Origin of the sequence: Halomonas sp. ATBC28, from assembly GCF_005937175.1 — a bacterium.
GTDB lineage: Bacteria > Pseudomonadota > Gammaproteobacteria > Pseudomonadales > Halomonadaceae > Vreelandella > Vreelandella titanicae.
Map to the genome: position 1 here is coordinate 47,776 of NZ_VCQL01000024.1, position 19,579 is coordinate 67,354.

Consider the following 19,579-nt stretch of genomic DNA (forward strand, 5'->3'; position numbering starts at 1 on the left):
TGAAAGCTTTAACGCATTAAAGCCTATCAATGTGCGGTGTCATCCGTTTCAGAAGCCCAGTCAGCCCCTTCATAGACCGCATCTCGTATTTCCGTCGGAAAGGCTCCCGACATCCCTTCGAATGCTGTGTTGGTTAACGCGACAACAGTGAGCTTTTTCACCGGGTCAACAAACCAGCTATGGCCATAGGCGCCTCCCCACTGAATAGTGCCTTTTGACTGCGGTGTACCCGCCGCATCAGGATCATTCAGCACCGCCCAGCCATAACCGAACCCCCAGCCAGGCCCTTGCGTTTCCGCCTGAGCACTGACCTGATTCTGCATCATTGCTGATACCGTATCGGGCGCTAGGATTGGCTCTCCTCCACTGCGAATAACTTCTAGAAAACGTAAAACATCAGCCGCAGTTCCAACCATGCCAGCCCCGCCTGAGGGGTAAGAATCAGCATTCGTTGCCCGACTGGGTGCAAAATGTGCGGCGCTCTGCCAAATAGGCACAGCCATGCCATCCGTCATACGAACCGGCTCGGGATCTCCATCTGCATAGGGCGTCACCAACCGAGAGGGATCGGAGGCCACAAAGGCTGTGTCTGCCAATTGAAGGGGCCCAACAACGGCCTCCTGCACCGCCTGAGGAAGCGTCTTGCCCGAAGCCTCAGCAATAACGGCGCCCAACACATCAAGCCCTAGCGAATAGCGCCATCCCTCGCCAGGAGGAAAGACAAGAGGCGCCTGTTCGAGCCTACGCAGATTTTCATTGAGGCTAAGCCCTGGCTGATCAAGACCATCCGAAATATTGAGACGGTCATACTCACTGCCTGTCGGTTCCATAAAGCGGTAGCTTAGGCCCGATGTATGCGTCAAAAGCTGGCGTAACGTAATAACCGGCTCACTGCCATCTTCACGTTGAGGTCGAAACGTCGGTAACCACCTTGTCACAGGGTCATCTAGCGTTAGTTTGCCCTCTTCAACGAGCCGCATTAGCGTCGCTGATACGATGGGTTTAGTGATAGAGGCTAATCGAAACACGGCGTCTTCATGCATGGGAACCCCCACTTCACGATCCGACTGACCCGCCGCGCGGCGATAGACGATCTCGCCATTTTGAGCCACTAACACGACCGTCCCAACGATTCTATTTTCCGCAATAGCTCGATTGATGACGGCATCCAACTGCCCTGTAAGGGCATCGCTGGCCGATGCCGACGTAGCCAGCATGATGCCTGCAAGACCGATCAAATACCTATTCATGATGGGAATACCTATAATAAGGAGCGACCACTCCATAATTAACGTAAACCCAATTTATTTCAAGAGTGATCATTGTGAAAAACACCACTAGTAATCCACCACGCTCGCGTGGCCGTCCACGGGCTTTCGACCGCAGTGCGGCCTTAGCCATCGCGGGGAAGACATTTTGGCAATTCGGTTATGAAGGTGCTTCAATCGCTGAGCTGACAGCCGCTATGGGCATCACACCGCAGAGTCTATATGCAGCTTTCACTTCAAAGGCAGACCTCTATCGAGAAGCACTGGACTGGTATCAATCTGAGGTTGGTGCGTTTGCGGTTGCCGCCCTGCAAGAAGAAGATGTGGTGGCTGCCTTCGAGCAACTGTTGATGGAAGCAGCCAAGCAGTTCTGCCGCCCGGATAGGCCCCGTGGCTGTATGATCTCGACGGCTGTTTTGACCTGCGCCCGCGACAATGACGCTATTGCCGATATGGTGGCGCAAGAGCGCGCAGCAACGATGAATGCCTTGCGGGATAGGATTGAACAAGGAATTTCGCAGGGACAGTTAAGTGTCGATACGAATGTTGCGGCACTCGCCCGCTTTGTCGGGGCAATCATCCAAGGGATGTCCGTGCAAGCACGCGATGGCGCCACCGAAAAGGATCTTAAGGCGGTGGTTGAATTGGTGATCGACCAGATAGGTCGTTTTCGGACGTTGCCTGTGACTACTTAAGCTAAGATTAGAGTACGTGTGCTATTTGCTCACGCACCCAACGATGTGCGCTGTGACCATGATTGCGCTCATGCCACACCATACCGACTTTGAATCCCAGTGATTTAATGGGGGATTCAACAACTTTAAGGTCGGAACGCTGGGCAACTAAACGCCGTGGCACCAGTGCCACAAAACGTGAGTGCGCAACAATCTCTGGGACGAACAGGAATGAAGATGTAGACAGAACAACATTGCGCCTATAGCCCAATGTTTGTAAGACCTGATCCACCTGAGTGGAAAAATCGCCTCCGCTGAGCGAAACGATTACGTGCTCGAGCTGGACATACTTTTCAATCGTCATTTCCTCACTTAGCTGTGAGTGATTCCAGCATCCAACCAGCACATAGTTCTCATCATACAGCGGCCTGATTCGTAAAACCTTGGGCGCCTCTTCGGGTGTCATGAGTGCAAGATCCACTTCACCCCGTGCCATTTGAGCTTCCAGCCTGGGTGGCTCCAGACTACGTATGGCGATTCTAATGCCAGGTGCTTGACGCCTTAATTCGTTCATGACCGCCAAACCAATGACCGCTTGAAGGTAATCGGTGCATGCAATCGTAATGGTCAGCGACGCTTGGGCAGGTTCAAAGTGCTGGTGCGTTATCAGCGTCTCTCGCACCTGATCCAGTGCAATACGTAGTGGGGTAAGTAACTCCAACGCTTTGGTGGTAGGCATCATCCCGCGGTGAGCCGGAATGAGCAGCGGGTCGTTGAACATATCCCTAAGGCGGCTCAGCTGAGCGCTGACGGCAGGCTGACTAAGATGCAGGCGTGCGGCGGCTCTCGTGACATTTTGCTCTTCAAGCAAAGCCTCTAAGGTCGCCAACAAATTAAGATCCAGCCTTTTATTATCCATATTTTATATAGTAGATCATAAAACTATTAATTTCATTGATAGCTTATTCTTGCCCACAATCTCTAGCGTATCCACCAAGTAAATTCGCCTGTAGGAGCATTAGAGTGTCCAAGACCATATTGATTGTGTATGCGCACCCAGAACCCACATCATTGACCCGCCGGTTCGTAACTGAAACGGTACAAATACTGGAGCGACAAGGCCAAACCGTGCTGCAGTCAGACCTATATGGCATGGGTTGGAAAGCGACGTTTGATGAGCACGATTTCCCCAACCGTATAAATAATGACCGGCTAGGCTTTATTCAAGAGTCGCAGCACGCCTATGCCACTCACCAGCAGACGCAGGATGTCGCCGCAGAGCAGGACAAGCTGCTTGCCGCCGACGCCGTCATATTCCACTTTCCCTTGTGGTGGTTTGGTATGCCCGCCATTCTCAAAGGCTGGATAGACCGGGTGTACGCCTATGGATTTGCTTACGGATACAAAGATGAAGGCAATCGTTATCGCTATGGAGACGGTATTCTCAAAGGCAAACGGGCATTACTGTCGGTAATGGTGGGTGGCCCAGCGGAGGACTATTCACCCCGAGGTATTAATGGCCCCTTGGAGGAATTGCTATTCCCCATCACCCACGGCGCCCTGTTTTTCCCAGGTATGGATGTACTGCCAACCCATGCCGTGTATGGCACCGGCAAACTTTCGAAAGTCAGCGTAGCGAAGGAGCTAGCCGCTTGGCGTCTACGCCTCGAAAATCTTTTTAATGAATCCTCTATTCCATTCCGGCGGCAAAATGGTGGGGAGTATCAGCAAAATATACTCGCTGACCATATTGCTATGGGGAAAGAGGGACTGACCATTCACATCGACCATTAGCAGATTTTTAGACAGCAACATCATGCAGACAAAGTATTATTAGCTGCACAATATTACCAGCACGTGCAACTATGAATTCAGGAAATCTAGGCCAAGCGCAGCGATAAAGCTATCGCTGCGCTTGGCCTTGTCGGAGCTAGTGAGATATAGTTGTACGGAATTTCCGTACATTATGGTGACGTTATGGATATTATCAGTGTTAACAAATTCAGAGACAACCTGAAAAGCGTAGTAGAACAAGTGATTAGCCAGCACGAACCCTTAAAGGTAACCCGTCGTGCCGGAGAGGCGTTTGTGGTGATTAGCGCTGAGGACTGGGAAAGAGAGCAAGAAACACTGCATGTGCTTCAGAACCGAGACCTCATGCAACAAATTGCGGCTTCTCTAGATACCCATAGTCGTGGTCAAGGATACCAACCTGATAATGAGCAGATGAATGAGATCACTGGTATTTGAGGGCCGTACGTGGGAAGCCTATGAAAAAATGCGTGAAACAGATAAGAAGCTGCATAAAGCGCTCTGCAAACTCTTAAAAGAAATGCTCCGCTCTGACGATCCAACGGCTGGTATCGGAAAACCCGAGCCACTCAGACACAATCTTTCTGGCTTGTGGTCAAGGCGCATTTCACAAAGAGATCGGCTGATCTACCGGTTCGATGACAAAGCTATTTATATTTTTGCCATCGGCGGACATTACGATCAGTCCTGATAATAGTTAATTGATGAAAAGCACGACGCTACCTTTTCTGCACTATCAAATAAGTATGCAACTCCGGGTGCTGATCGTACTCCAGATGTCTGCACACCGCGCCTAACTTCATCAATAAGGATACGAAGCCGTTTGTGCCAAGCGTAGAGTAGTAGACCTCGGGCCCCATAAAACTATCGGTATGCTCACCAGGTTCGTCGGTACCGCCGAAAGAGAAGATCAGTACCCCACCCTTATTCAGGCTTCCGATAAGTTTGGTCATCACACTTTCCTGCTGCACTAGCGGAATATGCCAAATGCTGTCCCAGGCGGTGATAAAGTCGTATTTTTCCAGCGGCTGCCACTGGCAAATATCCTGGTGGTGAAAGGTCACGTCAGGGTGCTTCTGCTTAGCGAGGCGCAGCATTTCATCGGAAATATCCACGCCTTCAGGCGTAAAGCCTTCTTGTTGCAAGAAGTCGATAAAGCGGCCGGTACACCCACAACCGATATCGAGTGCCTTTCCTCGGCCCTTCACAAACGAAAGCGCCCTTTTGTGCGCCTCTATCCCGTTAGCGAGATTGAATTTGTCGCTTTGCCAGAGGTGGGTGATCTGATCGTAGGCGCTGCCAATATCAGTGGGTGTCATGGATGGCCTGTCGGATAAAAAGTGAAGACTTAGTGACTATATCACCCACTCAAGCGCTTGCGGTTACTGGCCACCAGCTCAGTCAGAAAGTCCGCCACGGCCCGGGTACGGCCTGATTGGGTGAGATCCGTCTGAATAACGAGATAGATGGGCTGATCCACGCCAATATCCGCAGCGACACACACCAGTCCAGCCTCCAACGCCAGAAAATGCGGCAACACCGCTATCCCCAGCCCCGCTTTCGCCGCCGCTAGCTGGGTCGCCAGCGAGGTGGTGGTTAACGCCGGTTCCTGCCCTTGCAGAACCCGCTCAACCCATTGGGCGGCAGGCAGGTGCGCTTGCATTTCTCCCCAGGTAATAAAGGCGTCGCTGTCGTAATTGCCCGCGTCATGATGAACCTCACGCTGGGCCACATAACCGGGGCTAGCATAAAGCCCAAACCCCAGCGAGCCGAGTCGGCGAAGGGTGACATTACCCCGCTCGGGCTTGACCATTCTGAGCGCCAAATCAGCGTCGCGACGGTGCAGATTGACGGTGGTGATATCGGTCACCAGCTCAAGTGTGATGCCGGGGTACTGAGCATAAAATTGTGGCAATGCGGGCAGAATCAACGACGTGGCCAGGTTTTCAGCGGTGGCCAAGCGCACCCTGCCGCTCAGCTGCGTAGCGAGTGCGCCCTCGCTAGAGAAGGCCGCTGCGGCGGCTTCCAGCGCTTCGGCTTTTTCGATTAGCCCGGCCCCTTCTTCAGTAAGCTGATAGCCCGACTGCTGACGAACAAACAACGGCAGCTTCAAGGCTTTTTCCAGCCGCTCGATACGCCGGGAGAGCGTCGCGATACCCAGGTGGAGTTCCGCTGCCGCGCCGCTCAAAGTGCCTTGGCGGGCCACCGCCAGAAAGGCGCGTGTGTCATCCCAGACCCACCCGCGGGGCATCTGGTTTTCATAACTGGAAAATGGTTTACCGAACTCGTTCATTTTTTTCATTATTGGATAGTGCCACGCTGTTATTGCGCGTTTCAACAAGCGCTCGAAAACGGCTCACGCTCTCTTGATGGGCAATAGTTTCGTAAGTCATTACAGGAGATATAGCATGCAAAAACGTACACTCGGCACCGACCTGACCCTCTCTGCCATTGGCTTAGGCTGCATGGGAATGAGCGAGTTCTACGGCCCCCGAGACGATAGCGAGTCGCTTCGGGTGTTGGCTCAGGCGGTGGAGCTGGGAATCGACTTTTTTGACACGGCGGATATGTACGGGCCACACCATAACGAGGAGCTGATTGGCCGTTTTCTTGCCAGCCATAAGCCAAACGTACGTATCGCCACCAAATTCGGCATTGTTCGCAACCCTGGTGAGTATCAGCGTAGCCTGGATAGCAGCGCCCATTATGCCCGCCAAGCTTGCGAGGCGTCGCTAAAGCGGCTGGGCATCGAACAGATCGATCTCTACTACGTTCACCGCGTTAACCCGGAAACCCCTATCGAAGAGACCATGGAGGGCTTGGCACAACTGGTTAAAGAGGGAAAAATTGCCCACATTGGCCTCTGCGAGGTTAGCGACGAGACCCTGCGCCGCGCACACGCCGTGCACCCGGTGACGGCGGTTCAAACCGAATACTCGCTCTGGACACGGGACGTGGAGCAAGCGGTACTGCCCACCTGCAAGGAGCTCGGCATCGGCTTCGTGCCCTACTCTCCTCTCGGCCGAGGTTTTTTAACGGGAAGGTTTCAAGAAAACGCTGATTTCGGCGAAGACGATTTTCGTTCTAACCTGCCGCGCTTCTCTGAACAGGCCATGGACTCTAACCGCCGAATCGCGGAGGTGATTGGTGACATGGCAGCACTCAAAGGCTGCACCCCTGCGCAGCTCTCGCTGGCCTGGCTGCTATCCAAAGGCGACAACATCGTACCGATTCCGGGCACCAAACGGTTGCGCTACCTTGAAGAGAATGCAGCAGCGGCGTCCATCACCCTGACCACTGATGAGCAGCAACAACTTGAGGCGGCCACTGCTCGCCTTCCTGTCATCGGCGAGCGCTATACACCGGAGGGCATGAAGGGGGTGAATTCATGAGTTAAGGGCCTGTTGTCCGCCATGCCCTAGCAATATGTTGCTAGGGTCTGTTGACGTCTTGACGTGGGTCAGGTCACAGTCGGCGAGCGTGGACTTGGGGTGTATAGCCAAACTCTGCTTTGAAGGCAGCCACAAAACTGCTGGTGCTTTTATAACCTACCGTATAGGCCACAGCGGTTGAACTTTCGCCTCTATCCAAGGCTTCGAGCGCGTTCATCAGCTTGAAACGGGTGCGCCACTGACGAAAGGTCAACCCGGTTTCGGACTTGAATAACCGCTCCAAGGTGCGCACGCTAGCCCCAGCTAAGCTGGCCAGCTCGCCCAATATATGCCGGGTGTCTGGGTGGCTAACCATGTGGCTAATAATGCGCCGCAACCGCGGGTCAGTACCAGCAGGTAGCGACAAGTCCGCGGCGGATAGGCTATTGAGCTCATCAATAGCGACTAAGCCTAGGCGAGCGGTACTGGCATCGCCGCTACACTTCGGAGAATCGTTTAGCCTGAGCACAATCTCGCGCATCAACGCGGTCATCGCCACCATCACCACCTGGGTGTCCTGATCGCGTACCGGGTAAGTAGGGTCAATGTAGAGATTGCGGGTTTCCACCAGCGTTTCGCAGCTCACTTGGTGGTTGCAGTTACCGGGTATCCATACACCGTGGGTAGAGGGTACAACCCACACCGCCTGTTCACTAGTAACGCGCAGCACACCCTGCTTGGCCCACAGCAATTGCCCGCGTGGGTGGGCGTGAGGCAAGACACCGGTTTCCGCCTGCATACTGCGAGCATGGGTCAATACAGGACGAGCAGGGTCAAGGATGAACGCTATATCACTGGGCAGCGACATTGTCGCATTATCGCTATTTATTGTCACATCTTACCCTTAACACGTCAGCATACAGAAACTATTGTAGGCCCAGCTGCGCGCACCGCGCAATTGGCTCACCACAGCTAGGGTCTCGCCATGCTTCGCTCGCTTAGTTTCTCTCATGCCATGGTGGCAACGGCCTTGCTGGCCGCTTTGCTACTGACACTTTTTCCCATAGCGCCCCATCCCACAGCATTTTCTTACGCCGCTAGTGTGGTAGTAATTACGCTGGTTCTATGGAGTACCGGCGTGCTGCCTCCCTTCCTAACCGGTTTGCTATTTTTCGCGCTGGTTAGCGTATTCGGCTTGCTCCCGCCGGAGCAACTATTCGCTGGGTTTGGCTCGACAGCCGTGTGGATGGTTATCTCAGGATTTGTCATTGGCTCAGCCATTACATCTAGCAAGCTTGGCGATCGGCTAGCAGCAGTGCTGTCGCCGCTCCTCACCGCAAGCTACCCGAAGTTGATTGGCGGGTTAGTGTTTACCGCTATGGCATTGGGGTTTGTGATGCCTTCTTCCGGGGGGCGAGCAGTGGTATTGATCCCTATCGGCTTAGCGCTAGCCGAACGAGTGGGCTTTGAGCCGGGTAGTGCTGGACGCCTGGGCGTAGCCACCGCTCTTGCTGCCGCTTGTAACATGCCAAGTTTTGCGGTGCTTCCATCCAACCTCCCTAATATGATTTTGGCAGGGTCGAGTGAAAGTCTGTATGGCATTCATATTGGCTATGCGGAGTATCTACTACTGCATTTTCCCATTCTGGGAATGCTGAAATCGATCTTAATCGTGGTACTGGTACTCGTGGTATTTCCCGCTCGCATCGCACCACAATGCCAACTGCCCATCGAGACGATCAAAACAACCAGTGCTGCTACACAGCAAAAAAAGGTAGCTGTAGTCATGGGCATTACCCTGCTCCTCTGGGTAACAGATACACTACACGGCGCAAACCCGGCGTGGGTGGGACTCGTAGCGGCGGTAGTGCTAATGATGCCAAAGGCTGGTGCCGTAGACCCGAAGTCATTCAACACAGTGGTAGATTTTGGCACTGTGATATTTGTGGCCGCGGCACTGGGATTGGGTACACTCGTCAACGTTTCAGGCATTGGCAGTGCTGTGGGCCAAGGCTTTACCCAACTGATGGAAACCGACAATGGCGGCAGTTTTGGGGACTTTATATCGCTGTCACTGATGGCCACCCTGACGGGAGTAGTGGCCACCACCCCCAGTGTTCCTACCGTACTTTCCCCCATGGCAGCAGAACTCGCTGGCGCCTCAGGGCTCTCTCTACCCGCCGTATTGATGACTCAGGTCGTCGGCTTTTCTACGGTAATCTTTCCTTATCAGGTGGCGCCGCTGATTATGGCAATGCAGCTATCTAAAGAGCCCCTTAGCCAATTATTGAAGATTATCATCCCGTTAGCGCTGATAACGATCTTTCTATTGATGCCATTAGACTACCTTTGGTGGCGATTGTTGGGGTGGGTGAATTAAGCCGCCAGATAACTTCCGTGCAAGACGCTACTACTGAATAATCTCGCCAATCGAGCGTTTGCCATCCAGCAGCAGATACTCCTGATTGACCAAATCGGGCTTTTGCACAGCGTGAAGTAACGCATGGGCCACGTTGGCTCGTGAGATTTGGTTGTCACCTGCTTCATCCAGTGAACTGGCAAACTGCTGGCTGGCGGTTTCGTCGGTCAAACGCCCTGGTTTGAGAATGACGTAGGGAACACCGCTGTTGCGAAGATGAGCATCGGCGGCAAATTTAGCAGCCATATAGGGGCGCAGCTTTTCGGGCGCTTCTATAGGGTTTTCTGCCCGCATAGCGCTAATCATGATGTAGCGGGAGAGACCTTTTTGCTTGGCGATATCGGCGGTACGAATGGCGCCGAAAAGGTCAATCATCAAGGTTTTATCCGGCCCGGTGTGGGGCCCTGACCCCGCAGTGAAGACCACTTGGTCACAACCGTCAAAGGCGTGCTCAAACTCACCTTCTAAATCGGCTATCACTGTATCAATACCGTGCTCTTTGAACCAGGCTGCCTGCTCTTCACTGCGAATCATCGCCTTGATGGGCGTGCCCGCTTTTTGGGCCAGTTCGCAAAACTGCTTGCCAATCTGTCCATTCGCGCCAATCACTAACGTTGTCATAACGACTCCTTGTGAATTGCTTATCCTTCTATCAATGCAGGCACTTAGGCGAAATTCAACCCGTACTGATCACTTACCCACAGTGAGCCCCTGCCACCCGAACTCTTCCACCAACGCTTTTAAGTAGAGAGGCCGGTAGTTAGCGTCGCGCTCATAGCGGGCTTTTACGCTGGGGTGAATTATCATCAGGGTGTCATCAAGCACGAGTGGTCTATCTAACGGTTTTTTAAAGCGATAGACATACTTGCGGGAGTTGTGAACCTGGCCTTTCGCACCGTCGGTTAGGTTGTCGCGAATATATGACTCGGTGATTGAACCGGCGGAGCAAGCCGATGGCCCCGCAGCGAGCCGCTGGCAGAATGGCTTAAGCGTAAAACTTGAGATGGTAAAGCTATAATGAATCAGTGAGCGCTTTGCGCCTAGTCGTTACCAGGAGGGGCTCTATGACCGAGGCAGAACGCAGTGTCGGTGTTGATGCGAATAACGATGCTCATACCCGAGCACGTTATATATCGCAAATTCAGCGTATTTCTTCGACGGCTAAAGCAGACATCTCAGCAGGCAGAATCAGTTATCTTGAGGCAGCAGAGTACTGTCATGCGATGCGCAACCAAGTCATGGATGAGTATAGGAAACTGACAAGTGTGCAGGGGCTGGCGAGAGCAGAGCAAATAAAAAAAACACCACCTAGCCTTGCTGCTCTTTTCGAGCGATACGCTCAGCAACTATTTGGTTGTTCGTACGAAAACCTCTCAGTTGAGCAGCAGCAACGCATACACCATGAGATTATTGAGGCTTCTGGCCGCAGCAATGCTGCAGTCTGACCTAAGAACTTCAACGTCGATAATTGCCAGAGATACGCGAGCTGGATGTTGGTGGTGCATCTAAAAGCTTCTCGCTGAAATCCAGCTTTTCGACAAGAACACTACATTCAGCGCTCACGCACTCAAGCCACAACCCCAAACACACGCCCTATGGCAGAAGTTAACGCCATTGCAAGCGCGCCCCAGAACATCACTCTTGCTGCAGCTTTCAAGATAGGTGCACCGCCCACTCGAGCCGCAAGAGCACCCAACAAAGCCAGGAAGAGCAGTGAAAACAGCGCTACCAGAGGAGTCAATAATGATGATGGTGCCCACCAGGCGACCAACAGCGGCAACAGCGCGCCCGTGGTAAAGGTCGCTGCTGATGAGAGGGCTGCTTGAAGCGGGCGCGCTTGACCAGTATCAGTGATGCCAATTTCATCCCGTGCATGGGCACCCAGGGCATCGTTGCTCATCAGCTGTTCGGCGACTTGCCGCGCCAGCTCGGGCGTCAAGCCGCGCGTTTCATAGATAGCGGCAAGCTCTTCCTGCTCTAGTTCATAGTGCTCTGCCAATGCTTTGCGTTCGATATCGAGATCAGCATTTTCAGTGTCCGATTGAGAGCTTACCGAAACATACTCCCCCGCTGCCATCGACATTGCGCCAGCCACCAGGCCCGCAATACCCGCCAGCATAATACCGCTTTGAGTGGTATTGGCTGCGGCTACCCCCAGTATTAAACTGCTAGTAGAAACGATGCCATCGTTGGCGCCCATCACAGCGGCACGCAGCCAGCCGGAACGGTGAGATCGATGGTGCTCTGAATGGATCATGGGCTTTCCTTTCTGTGAGGCGCATCCAAGTCAACAATAGCATCTAAGGTCATGAACTATTTTGCTGGCACTACTCGAAGTAGCCTGCCCTCGGAGCTGTCGGTAAGTAGGTACACTTCACCTTCTGGGCCTACCCGCACATCTCTTATACGCTCGTCTAGCTCACCAAACAGGCCTTCGGCATCGCTGGCATTGTTAGATAAACGTACCCGGCGCACTTCGTTATTTACCAGCGCTCCTATCAGTATATCGCCCTGCCACTGCGGGAACAGCTCGCCGCTGTAAAGCGCTATCCCCGAGGGGCAATAGAGGGCGTCCATTCTAAAAGTGGTGGTACGGTACCAGGGTACTCATTGACGCTGTATGGTGCGCTTGCTGCCTCTTTGAGCACTTATTAAAATGTTGCGCCACCTAAAGAGAACTCCCATGAAAATTAATGTGGTTGGTACGAGTGGCAGTGGCAAAAGTACCCTTGCAAAGCAGCTCGCAGATGCCTTGAACGCCCCATGCGTCCAGCTTGATCAATTATTCTGGCGCGCTAACTGGCAAGGAGCACCGGACGATGAGTTCTTCGCCGAGCTGGAAGAGGCTTTAGCAGCCTCACCTCAAGAGTGGATACTGGACGGTAATTTTGACCGTACTCGGCATATAAAGTGGCGCGAAGTGGATATGGTGGTGTGGATCGACTACCCCTTTTGGCGAGTATTTAGCCAAGCCCTCACCCGTGCTGTTAAACGCATCATCAGCCAAGAGGAGCTTTGGCCCGGTACAGGTAATCACGAAAGCTTCCGCAAAACATTTCTAAGCCGTGATTCGGTTCTGCTATGGTCACTAAAAACGTGGCGGCAAAACCGTAAACGCTACTTTGCCGATATGGTGAATCCACGCTATGCGCCTATTCAATTTGTACGTTTGACCTCTATAAAAGAAGCGCAAGCGTTGGTGAAGAGTCTCAACATGGGTACCTAGCCCTTAGGTGACTATATAGCCCCACTGCGTATTCGCTTGATGGCTGCTCTCTTCGGCTCTCGATGAATCACCGAACAGTTCTCGTCACTTGGCTTTAACGCTCCAGGCCATGTACGCTTATTGAACGAACATTCAATTAAGGTGCTTTAATGCAACGTCATTCGCTATTCGCCGCAATGTCACTGGGGCTTTTTGCTGGTGCTGCCACAACCACCGCGCTGGCGGAGTCCACAACGTTGGAGGAGCAGCTCAAAGAGCTTGAGTCATTCCAAGTGATCGCCCACCGCGGGGCCAGCGGCCACGCGCCGGAAAGCACCATGGCGGCCTATGAATTGGCCCATGAGTGGAATGTCGACTATTTAGAGCTGGACGCCCAAATCACCGCCGATGGTGAAGTCGTGGTATTTCATGATGACGCCATTGACCGCACCAGCGATGGTGAAGGCAAGATTAACGACTACACCATGGAAGAGCTGAAAGCGCTGGATACCGGCTCTTGGTTCAATGAAGCCAATGCTGATAAAGCAGACGCGGACTTTGCAGGGGCACAGATCCTCACGCTGGATGAGCTTTTCGAGCGTTTCGGTCACGATGCTCGCTACTACATTGAGACCAAGTCACCGCAGCTAAACCCAGGCTTGGAAGAAGCCCTGGTAAAAACGCTGGAAGAGTACGACATGGTCGAGAGTGGCCGAGTATTAGTGCAGTCTTTCGAGCAGGAGAGCCTGTTAAAAGTGCAGGAACTAAACGATGACATTCCGCTAATCCAGCTCGTTTGGTACTACCCCAGTGAAGAGGACGAATCGCGTTTAGTGGAGTGGACTGGTGTGACACCGGGCCCAGCAGAGATTAATGATGAAGACTTCCAGGCGGTAGCGGAATACGCGTCAGGAATCGGAACTAACTATATCTACGAAGGCCAAGAAGTCATCGATGCCGACTTTATTCGTCAAGCAAATGAAAATGGCCTGCCGGTGCACGTTTACACCGTCAATGAAACCGATGAGATGGAGCGTTTGATGGAAATGGGCGCAAACGGCCTGTTCACAAATTATCCAGATCGCTTGCTTAAGCTCGTTGAGTAACCATCGTTTAATGACATATTACGCCCGGCCTTGACCGGGCGTTTTTATAATAAGGTTTTACTCAAGCCCAAGCTGCCCCAGTACCTGCTCTACTCTTTTACGATCGCCCGCTTGCAGCGTTTTAAGCGGCTGGGGCAAGCAGGGCTGACTCACCTTCCCGGTGATTTCTGCAATGGTAGCCGCCACTCGCAGGCTACCGCCGTATTCACGGTAGAGTGCCCACAGCGGCTCAAGGCCGTCTGAAAGCGCCTTGGCCTGTTGAACATCTCCTGCTTGAGCAGCTCGGGTTAGCGCCAGCGCTGCTCTAGGGTATAACCCGCCGATAACGGAGTACCAGGCATCACATCCCGCATTTAGGCCAGTGGCTGCTGCCGCGTCGCCGCTGATGCCGATAGTGACATCAGCGGGAATCAGCTTGCGCAACCCAGCCACTCGCCCCTTTGCGGAGTCAATATCATTGCTCACCGGCGGAATTTTGATAGAGCGAACCTGGGGCAGTTGGGAGATTCGTCCATGCAGCTCATCGCTAAATTCAAAATGGGTTGTGCCAGGGTTATCGTACACGCAGAGCGGCACACTCAGCGATTGGCAAACCGTGGCGTATAGATCGAAGACCTCGTCGTCGGTGAGCTTTTGGTAGGAGACCGGCGCTAGCAGCACGCCGCTGGCACCTGCCTGCTGAGCGCGTTCTGCATTAGCCAGCACATCACGAGTACGTAGCGCCCCAATGCCTGCAATGACAGGCGCGCCAACTGCATTTTCAACGCTAAGCTGAATAACACGGGCGCGCTCATCACGGTTTAAATAGGCGTAGCTACCGGTCGAGCCCAGCACGCCAATGGAATCCACCGCTGCCTCAGCTAAATAAGCAACTAAACGGACAAACTCATACTCATTAATGCCCTGCTCGTTCATGGGGGTTAGCGGGAATGCACTTAGGCCGGTGAACATGGTGGATGATCCTTTTAAGATGGATGGCATTCGCAGTGTCGCACAGACGATTAGCTATTATGTACAAGCATACGGTAATGGAATAGCCACAGCTTATCCTCGTTATTCGTTGACATAACTTTCTGTTATTTTTCTTGAATTGATGTAGTGTTTGCGTATACGCCGTATCGATACGGCACAGTTGCTTTAGATGTGTATCTTTCAGTCATACCATCATGACTGAATATAAAAACAGTCTCGTTAGTGCTGCGAGGGAGAACACGTCATCAATACATACACATTTTCAGCGCAGAGCAGAACGGCACCGCGGGTGAACCTGGCGTTCATCAATCAACCAGTAAGCCACTACCAATGCCATTACCCATTATAAGCGGCTCTCTAATGCGATTGGCCTTACTGGCAGCGACTACTTTTATTGTGTTGGTGGGGCTCGCTTTCGCAACAACGAATGCCATCGCTCGAGAAGCGCCGCTTTTTTTAGTGGCTCACCCTGACGTCACTACCCACTGGCTGAACCGTGATACTACCCGCGCGATTTTCGCCATGCGCCAACGCACCTGGCCGGATGGTCAAGCGGTTAGGGTTTTCGTTTTAAGTAACAACAACCCAGTACATGCTCGCTTTACCAAAGAGCAGTTGGCGGTTTACCCGCACCAACTTCAATTAGCCTGGGATCGCATGGTTTTTTCAGGTACCGGTCAAGCCCCCGACCGAGTAAATGACCAGGAAGAAATGCGCGAGCGCGTCGCCTCAACGCCGGGTGCCATTGGGTATCTTGAAAGGGAGTATCTGGATGATAGAGTCCAAGTCATTTCGATGGAATGAATGCAGAGCCCTTGCCGCTTTGCTAGGCATCGTTGTAATGGGTTTATCTGCTCCCGCCCAAAGCGACGAACACGCTCTGGATACTTTACAGGTACATGGGTTTCTTAGTCAGGCGCTGGTCGTGACTGACAATAACAACTTTTTTGGTCAGAGCAGCCAGGATGAAGGCAGCATAGAATTTACCGAAATTGGCCTCAACGTCTCCTTACGCCCCCATCAGGATGTACTCGTTGCTGCTCAGGTGCTAAGTCGTCGAGCTGGAGGCAATAGCAGCGACGCAGAACCTAAACTGGATTACGGCCTCATTGATTACCAAATGATTTCTGACCAAGGGCGTACGTTTGGTGTTCAGCTTGGTCGGATTAAAAACCCTTTTGGATTTTATAATCAAACCCGCGATGTGGCATTTACCCGTCCCAGCATCTTACTGCCTCAGTCTATCTATTTTGACCGAACACGCTCAATGGCTCTCACAGGTGACGGCCTAACGTTCTATTTGGAACAGAGATTAAGCAACGGAGTACTACGAGGACAGTTTGGCTTAGGAAAGCCTCAGGCTGGTGACGATTTAAGCGATACGCTTCAACTTCAGCGTATATCAGGCACCTTCGATCCTCAGCAGTCTACGATTGCCCAAGTTCGTTATGAACATGATGGAGGTCGTGTCGTTGCAGCGATTAGCAATGCCAACGTGAGATCCCAAATAGAGTCACATCAATCAGGTGTCAGCGACGGAGATTTTTATTTTACACCTTGGGTATTTTCACTCCAATACAATCAAGAACTCTGGAGTGTAACGACTGAATACGCCCTGCGCCGTTCAGGGTTAAAAAACTTCAATCAGTCTTCTGTAAACTTCGACACGACAGGGGAAAGTTGGTATATCCAATACGCTCGGCGTTTTGCAAATGACTGGCAGTGGTTAATGCGTTATGACAGCCTTACCAGCAACCGCGCAGACCGCAACGGTAAATCTTTCGAGGCGAGTACAGGGGGAAGCGTTCCAGCCCATACCCAATTCGCAGATGACCTAACCGTTGGCCTGCAGTGGACGCCGCACCCTCAAGTCATGCTGGCAGGTGAATACCACCATGTCGATGGCACGGGTTGGCTGCCTATTCAGGATAATCCAGATTCATCAGCGACCAGCAGAAGATGGAGCATGTGGTTGTTTCAATTATCGCTGCGCTTCTGACGTTTACCTCGATCCTGGCTAGGACGCTACCGCGATGAAACCATTTACCCTTTTCCGAACGCCCCAACGCCTTAGCCTGACATGGCGGGTCATCGCGTTAAGTAGCCTGCTGCTGCTGGCGCTGGTAACGCTCTTTACCTGGCTAGGCCACGACAATCTTACCCGTCAGTTTCAAGAAAGCCGAAGCCAGCACTATGAGCGCCAACAGCGAGAAATTCGTTTAGCGCTAGTTCGCTCATCGGAAAATTTACGTCAGTTGGCAGGGTTAACCGCGGCCTCGGCAAGCTTAGGCTCGCCCTTGCAAGCAGGTAATACCGCCGCAGTTGAGCAAGCACTAGACTCCCAGTGGCCCGCTCTACAGCTTGAGGCGGGTATCGATGAAATATTAATTATTAATACCCAGGGGCAAGTCTTGGGTAATTGGGGCACCGGCAATACACAAACGCAGCTTCCCATTCTGAGTTGGATCAGGCGGGTGATACACACCGAGCAGCCACTCACTACATTGCGTTGTTCAGCTAGCTGCCAACAGTTCGCTGCCGTGCCGGTGCTAGTGGCGGGAGAAAGCGTTGGTATAGTCGTACTGACCCGCTCGCTAGCCGATGTCACTCGGCAGGCCAAGGAGGTATCTGGCAGTGAAGTCGCACTACTTGTCACCGGGCCCACTGAAGATAGCGGGATGACGGCAACTCGAGAGCTAAAATCATGGAATGGTCAACTGCTAGCCCTCACAAGCGAAGAGCAAACCCTAGCACCTTTGCAGCGAGCGTCAGATACAGCTCCTGTTCGCCGTTTAATGGAAACACCATTAAATCTTGAACATGATGGCAGACATTTAGAACTCAGCGCAGTACGCATGGAAGAGGATAATGAACGTAGCAATATCGGATACTTGCTGCTGATATCAGACATTACCGAGCAAATTAAGGCAATTAACCAGGATACTCGCACACTCTTGTTCGTAGGCGTACTCGGCTGGATTGCCGCTGAACTACTGCTATTGGTCATACTGCTGGGCCCAATGGCTCGACTGCGGAGAGTCGCTGGATTGCTTCCTGCCCTAGCTGACGGAAAATTTAGCGATATACACGCCGCCATTCCCAACCACCGCCGCCGCATTCCCGACGAGATCGATGTACTTGAGAGCATTACCCTTGAGCTTTCACGCCAACTTGAATTGTTAGAGAGTGAAGTACAAGAACGCGGTGACCAACTAGCCGTGCGCATTGGGGAGCTAGCCAAAGAGCGAGATTTCGTTAATGGCCTGCTGGATACGGCCCAGGTATTTATCATTGCCCAGGATGACACTGGACGAATTAGCTTGGTCAATGAGTATACCCAGTTGATGCTAGGACTTACTGAAGCTTCGCTACTCGGGCGTCATTTTGTTGATGTATTCGAGGCAGGTGCCTCTACCAAGGTGAATACGTTCTCCCATCCCCAGCAAGAGGAGAAAACACTCCGTACGCCCGATCACAGGACTCATACTATCGCTTGGTACCATGCGCCGTTACAAACGGGTAATGACGGCAAGGTGTCACGTATATCGGTTGGTCTGGATATTACCGAACGTAAGGCGGCCGAAGCTCGGCTAACGTGGCTGGCCGAACGTGACCCGCTAACGGAACTTTACAACCGGCGCTTCTTCCAACATGCACTGCAAACCGCCCTTGAACGCCCATCGAAGACAAAAGGGGCAGTATTGCTACTTGATTTGAATCAGTTCAAGGAGGTTAACGAGCTAAGTGGCCACCATGTAGGCGACAAATTGCTTCGTGAAGTGGCTGACACCCTCTTCCGCAACCTTGGCCCCCGTGGCGTTATTGCACGCCTAGGTGGCGACGAATACTCCCTCCTATTAGAAGATACCAACGCCGATCAAGCCGTCAGTGTCGCGCAATATATTGTCCAACTATTAGACGGTATCGGCTTCGTTGTGGGTGAGCGGCGGCATCGAGTAACGGCCAGTATTGGTATTGCCCTGTTTCCAACCCACGGCAATACGCCTGCTGACCTAATGGCTAGCGCTGATGTGGCAATGTACAAAGCGAAGGAGAGTGGCCTTCAGCACTGGCATTTACTTTCCAAGTCGGAGAATGCCAAAGACGAACTGCAAGCACGAGTCTACTGGGTTGAACGCATACACAATGCGCTTGAGGAGGATAGCTTCGAGTTGATGGTGCAGCCCATCATGCGTTTGGAAGATCAAGACGTAAAACACCACGAGGTGTTGCTAAGAATGCGCGACGCAGATGGGAGCCTAATTTCTCCCGCGCACTTTATTCCTATTGCCGAACAAAGCGGGCAGATTATTTTAATCGACCGCTGGGTATTGCGACACAGTTTAAAAGCACTTAGCCAATTGCAGGATCGAGGTATCACTCTGGCAGTTAACCTTTCGGGTCAGTCTCTTCACGACGGAGGGTTGAAACAATACTTGGCAGACGAGCTGACGGCTAGCGGCGCTGATCCTCACCACCTTATATTGGAAGTAACGGAAACTGCCGCGGTAACCGATTTTTCTACTGCCCGTGGCGTACTACAAGCAGTACGCGACCTGGGTTGCCGTATCGCACTGGACGACTTTGGAGTAGGCTTTAGTAGTTTTCACTACCTTGGGCAGTTAGTAAGCGCTCCAATAACCCCATCTAGGCAGTCATTGCCTAGACCGGTAAGGTCTCTTTCCACTGCCAGGGCAGTAGCGTGTTGAGGTCATCGTCGTTGAGAGAGGGTAGCGTCTCAAAGACGTGCTG

General features: G+C 52.5%; 21 protein-coding genes. 12 read left to right on the top strand and 9 right to left on the bottom strand.

Features of this window, described 5'->3' with window-relative positions:
* Window positions 1–26: 26 nt before the first annotated feature.
* Window positions 27–1,250: a serine hydrolase domain-containing protein gene (locus tag E0L35_RS21770; RefSeq protein ID WP_082116870.1), complete on the bottom strand. Its 1,224-nt coding sequence runs from the start codon at window positions 1,248–1,250 to the stop codon at window positions 27–29.
* 74 nt (window positions 1,251–1,324) lie between these two features.
* Between E0L35_RS21770 and E0L35_RS21775 the strand changes: the two genes are divergently transcribed.
* Window positions 1,325–1,963, top strand: coding sequence for a TetR/AcrR family transcriptional regulator (locus E0L35_RS21775; RefSeq protein WP_022522597.1), 639 nt, complete (start codon window positions 1,325–1,327; stop codon window positions 1,961–1,963).
* 7 nt (window positions 1,964–1,970) lie between these two features.
* On the opposite strand, the gene E0L35_RS21780 is transcribed toward E0L35_RS21775, so the two are convergent.
* A complete protein-coding gene (locus E0L35_RS21780; RefSeq protein ID WP_138801416.1) occupies window positions 1,971–2,861 on the bottom strand; it encodes a LysR family transcriptional regulator in 891 nt (296 codons plus the stop codon).
* A gap of 104 nt (window positions 2,862–2,965) precedes the next feature.
* Between E0L35_RS21780 and E0L35_RS21785 the strand changes: the two genes are divergently transcribed.
* The 3 genes from E0L35_RS21785 to E0L35_RS21795 all read left to right on the top strand — a co-directional run bounded on the left by E0L35_RS21785 (window position 2,966) and on the right by E0L35_RS21795 (window position 4,445).
* Window positions 2,966–3,736 carry an NAD(P)H-dependent oxidoreductase gene (locus E0L35_RS21785; RefSeq protein ID WP_022522595.1) on the top strand — a complete coding sequence of 257 codons (771 nt, stop codon included), beginning with the start codon at window positions 2,966–2,968 and terminating at the stop codon, window positions 3,734–3,736.
* Between the two features lie 183 nt (window positions 3,737–3,919).
* A complete protein-coding gene (locus tag E0L35_RS21790; RefSeq protein WP_035584465.1) occupies window positions 3,920–4,192 on the top strand; it encodes a type II toxin-antitoxin system Phd/YefM family antitoxin in 273 nt (90 codons plus the stop codon).
* Window positions 4,173–4,445 (top strand): Txe/YoeB family addiction module toxin, encoded by a 273-nt coding sequence (locus E0L35_RS21795; protein WP_022522593.1) that lies wholly within the window; start codon window positions 4,173–4,175, stop codon window positions 4,443–4,445. The genes E0L35_RS21790 and E0L35_RS21795 overlap by 20 nt, the downstream gene beginning before the upstream one ends.
* Before the next feature lie 28 nt (window positions 4,446–4,473).
* Here the strand turns inward: E0L35_RS21795 and E0L35_RS21800 are convergent, their stop codons facing one another.
* Window positions 4,474–5,073, bottom strand: coding sequence for a class I SAM-dependent methyltransferase (locus E0L35_RS21800; RefSeq protein ID WP_009287594.1), 600 nt, complete (start codon window positions 5,071–5,073; stop codon window positions 4,474–4,476).
* A gap of 41 nt (window positions 5,074–5,114) precedes the next feature.
* Entirely contained in the window at window positions 5,115–6,056 is a 942-nt protein-coding gene (locus E0L35_RS21805) for a LysR family transcriptional regulator (protein ID WP_022522592.1), read from the bottom strand.
* A gap of 106 nt (window positions 6,057–6,162) precedes the next feature.
* Here E0L35_RS21805 and E0L35_RS21810 point away from each other — a divergent pair, with 106 nt between their 5' ends.
* Entirely contained in the window at window positions 6,163–7,146 is a 984-nt protein-coding gene (locus E0L35_RS21810) for an aldo/keto reductase (protein ID WP_138801417.1), read from the top strand.
* A 73-nt stretch (window positions 7,147–7,219) separates the two neighbouring features.
* Here the strand turns inward: E0L35_RS21810 and E0L35_RS21815 are convergent, their stop codons facing one another.
* Window positions 7,220–8,020 carry a helix-turn-helix transcriptional regulator gene (locus tag E0L35_RS21815; protein WP_009287591.1) on the bottom strand — a complete coding sequence of 267 codons (801 nt, stop codon included), beginning with the start codon at window positions 8,018–8,020 and terminating at the stop codon, window positions 7,220–7,222.
* A 90-nt stretch (window positions 8,021–8,110) separates the two neighbouring features.
* Between E0L35_RS21815 and E0L35_RS21820 the strand changes: the two genes are divergently transcribed.
* Window positions 8,111–9,505 carry an SLC13 family permease gene (locus E0L35_RS21820; protein WP_022522589.1) on the top strand — a complete coding sequence of 465 codons (1,395 nt, stop codon included), beginning with the start codon at window positions 8,111–8,113 and terminating at the stop codon, window positions 9,503–9,505.
* Between the two features lie 30 nt (window positions 9,506–9,535).
* Here the strand turns inward: E0L35_RS21820 and E0L35_RS21825 are convergent, their stop codons facing one another.
* Window positions 9,536–10,165 (bottom strand): SDR family oxidoreductase, encoded by a 630-nt coding sequence (locus E0L35_RS21825; protein WP_138801418.1) that lies wholly within the window; start codon window positions 10,163–10,165, stop codon window positions 9,536–9,538.
* Between the two features lie 443 nt (window positions 10,166–10,608).
* On the opposite strand from E0L35_RS21825, the gene E0L35_RS21830 reads away from it, so the two are divergent.
* Complete coding sequence (locus E0L35_RS21830) at window positions 10,609–10,989, top strand: hypothetical protein (RefSeq protein ID WP_051052074.1); 381 nt, start codon at window positions 10,609–10,611, stop codon at window positions 10,987–10,989.
* A gap of 122 nt (window positions 10,990–11,111) precedes the next feature.
* Here the strand turns inward: E0L35_RS21830 and E0L35_RS21835 are convergent, their stop codons facing one another.
* Complete coding sequence (locus tag E0L35_RS21835; protein WP_009287590.1) at window positions 11,112–11,801, bottom strand: VIT family protein; 690 nt, start codon at window positions 11,799–11,801, stop codon at window positions 11,112–11,114.
* 56 nt (window positions 11,802–11,857) lie between these two features.
* Complete coding sequence (locus E0L35_RS21840; protein WP_249362175.1) at window positions 11,858–12,121, bottom strand: PQQ-dependent sugar dehydrogenase; 264 nt, start codon at window positions 12,119–12,121, stop codon at window positions 11,858–11,860.
* Between the two features lie 106 nt (window positions 12,122–12,227).
* On the opposite strand from E0L35_RS21840, the gene E0L35_RS21845 reads away from it, so the two are divergent.
* A complete protein-coding gene (locus E0L35_RS21845) occupies window positions 12,228–12,770 on the top strand; it encodes an adenylate kinase (RefSeq protein ID WP_027960071.1) in 543 nt (180 codons plus the stop codon).
* Between the two features lie 149 nt (window positions 12,771–12,919).
* Window positions 12,920–13,855 (top strand): glycerophosphodiester phosphodiesterase family protein, encoded by a 936-nt coding sequence (locus E0L35_RS21850; RefSeq protein ID WP_027960070.1) that lies wholly within the window; start codon window positions 12,920–12,922, stop codon window positions 13,853–13,855.
* Window positions 13,856–13,912: 57 nt separating this feature from the next.
* On the opposite strand, the gene E0L35_RS21855 is transcribed toward E0L35_RS21850, so the two are convergent.
* Window positions 13,913–14,806 (bottom strand): dihydrodipicolinate synthase family protein, encoded by an 894-nt coding sequence (locus E0L35_RS21855; protein ID WP_027960069.1) that lies wholly within the window; start codon window positions 14,804–14,806, stop codon window positions 13,913–13,915.
* 381 nt (window positions 14,807–15,187) lie between these two features.
* Between E0L35_RS21855 and E0L35_RS21860 the strand changes: the two genes are divergently transcribed.
* Genes E0L35_RS21860 through E0L35_RS21870 form a run of 3 tightly spaced genes read left to right on the top strand, consistent with a single transcriptional unit; the run spans window position 15,188 to window position 19,536 of the window.
* Window positions 15,188–15,631 (top strand): hypothetical protein, encoded by a 444-nt coding sequence (locus E0L35_RS21860; RefSeq protein WP_022522580.1) that lies wholly within the window; start codon window positions 15,188–15,190, stop codon window positions 15,629–15,631.
* Complete coding sequence (locus E0L35_RS21865) at window positions 15,600–16,826, top strand: hypothetical protein (protein ID WP_212751707.1); 1,227 nt, start codon at window positions 15,600–15,602, stop codon at window positions 16,824–16,826. The genes E0L35_RS21860 and E0L35_RS21865 overlap by 32 nt, the downstream gene beginning before the upstream one ends.
* A 34-nt stretch (window positions 16,827–16,860) precedes the next feature.
* Window positions 16,861–19,536 carry an EAL domain-containing protein gene (locus E0L35_RS21870; protein WP_138801419.1) on the top strand — a complete coding sequence of 892 codons (2,676 nt, stop codon included), beginning with the start codon at window positions 16,861–16,863 and terminating at the stop codon, window positions 19,534–19,536.
* The last annotated feature ends 43 nt before the right edge of the window (window positions 19,537–19,579 follow it).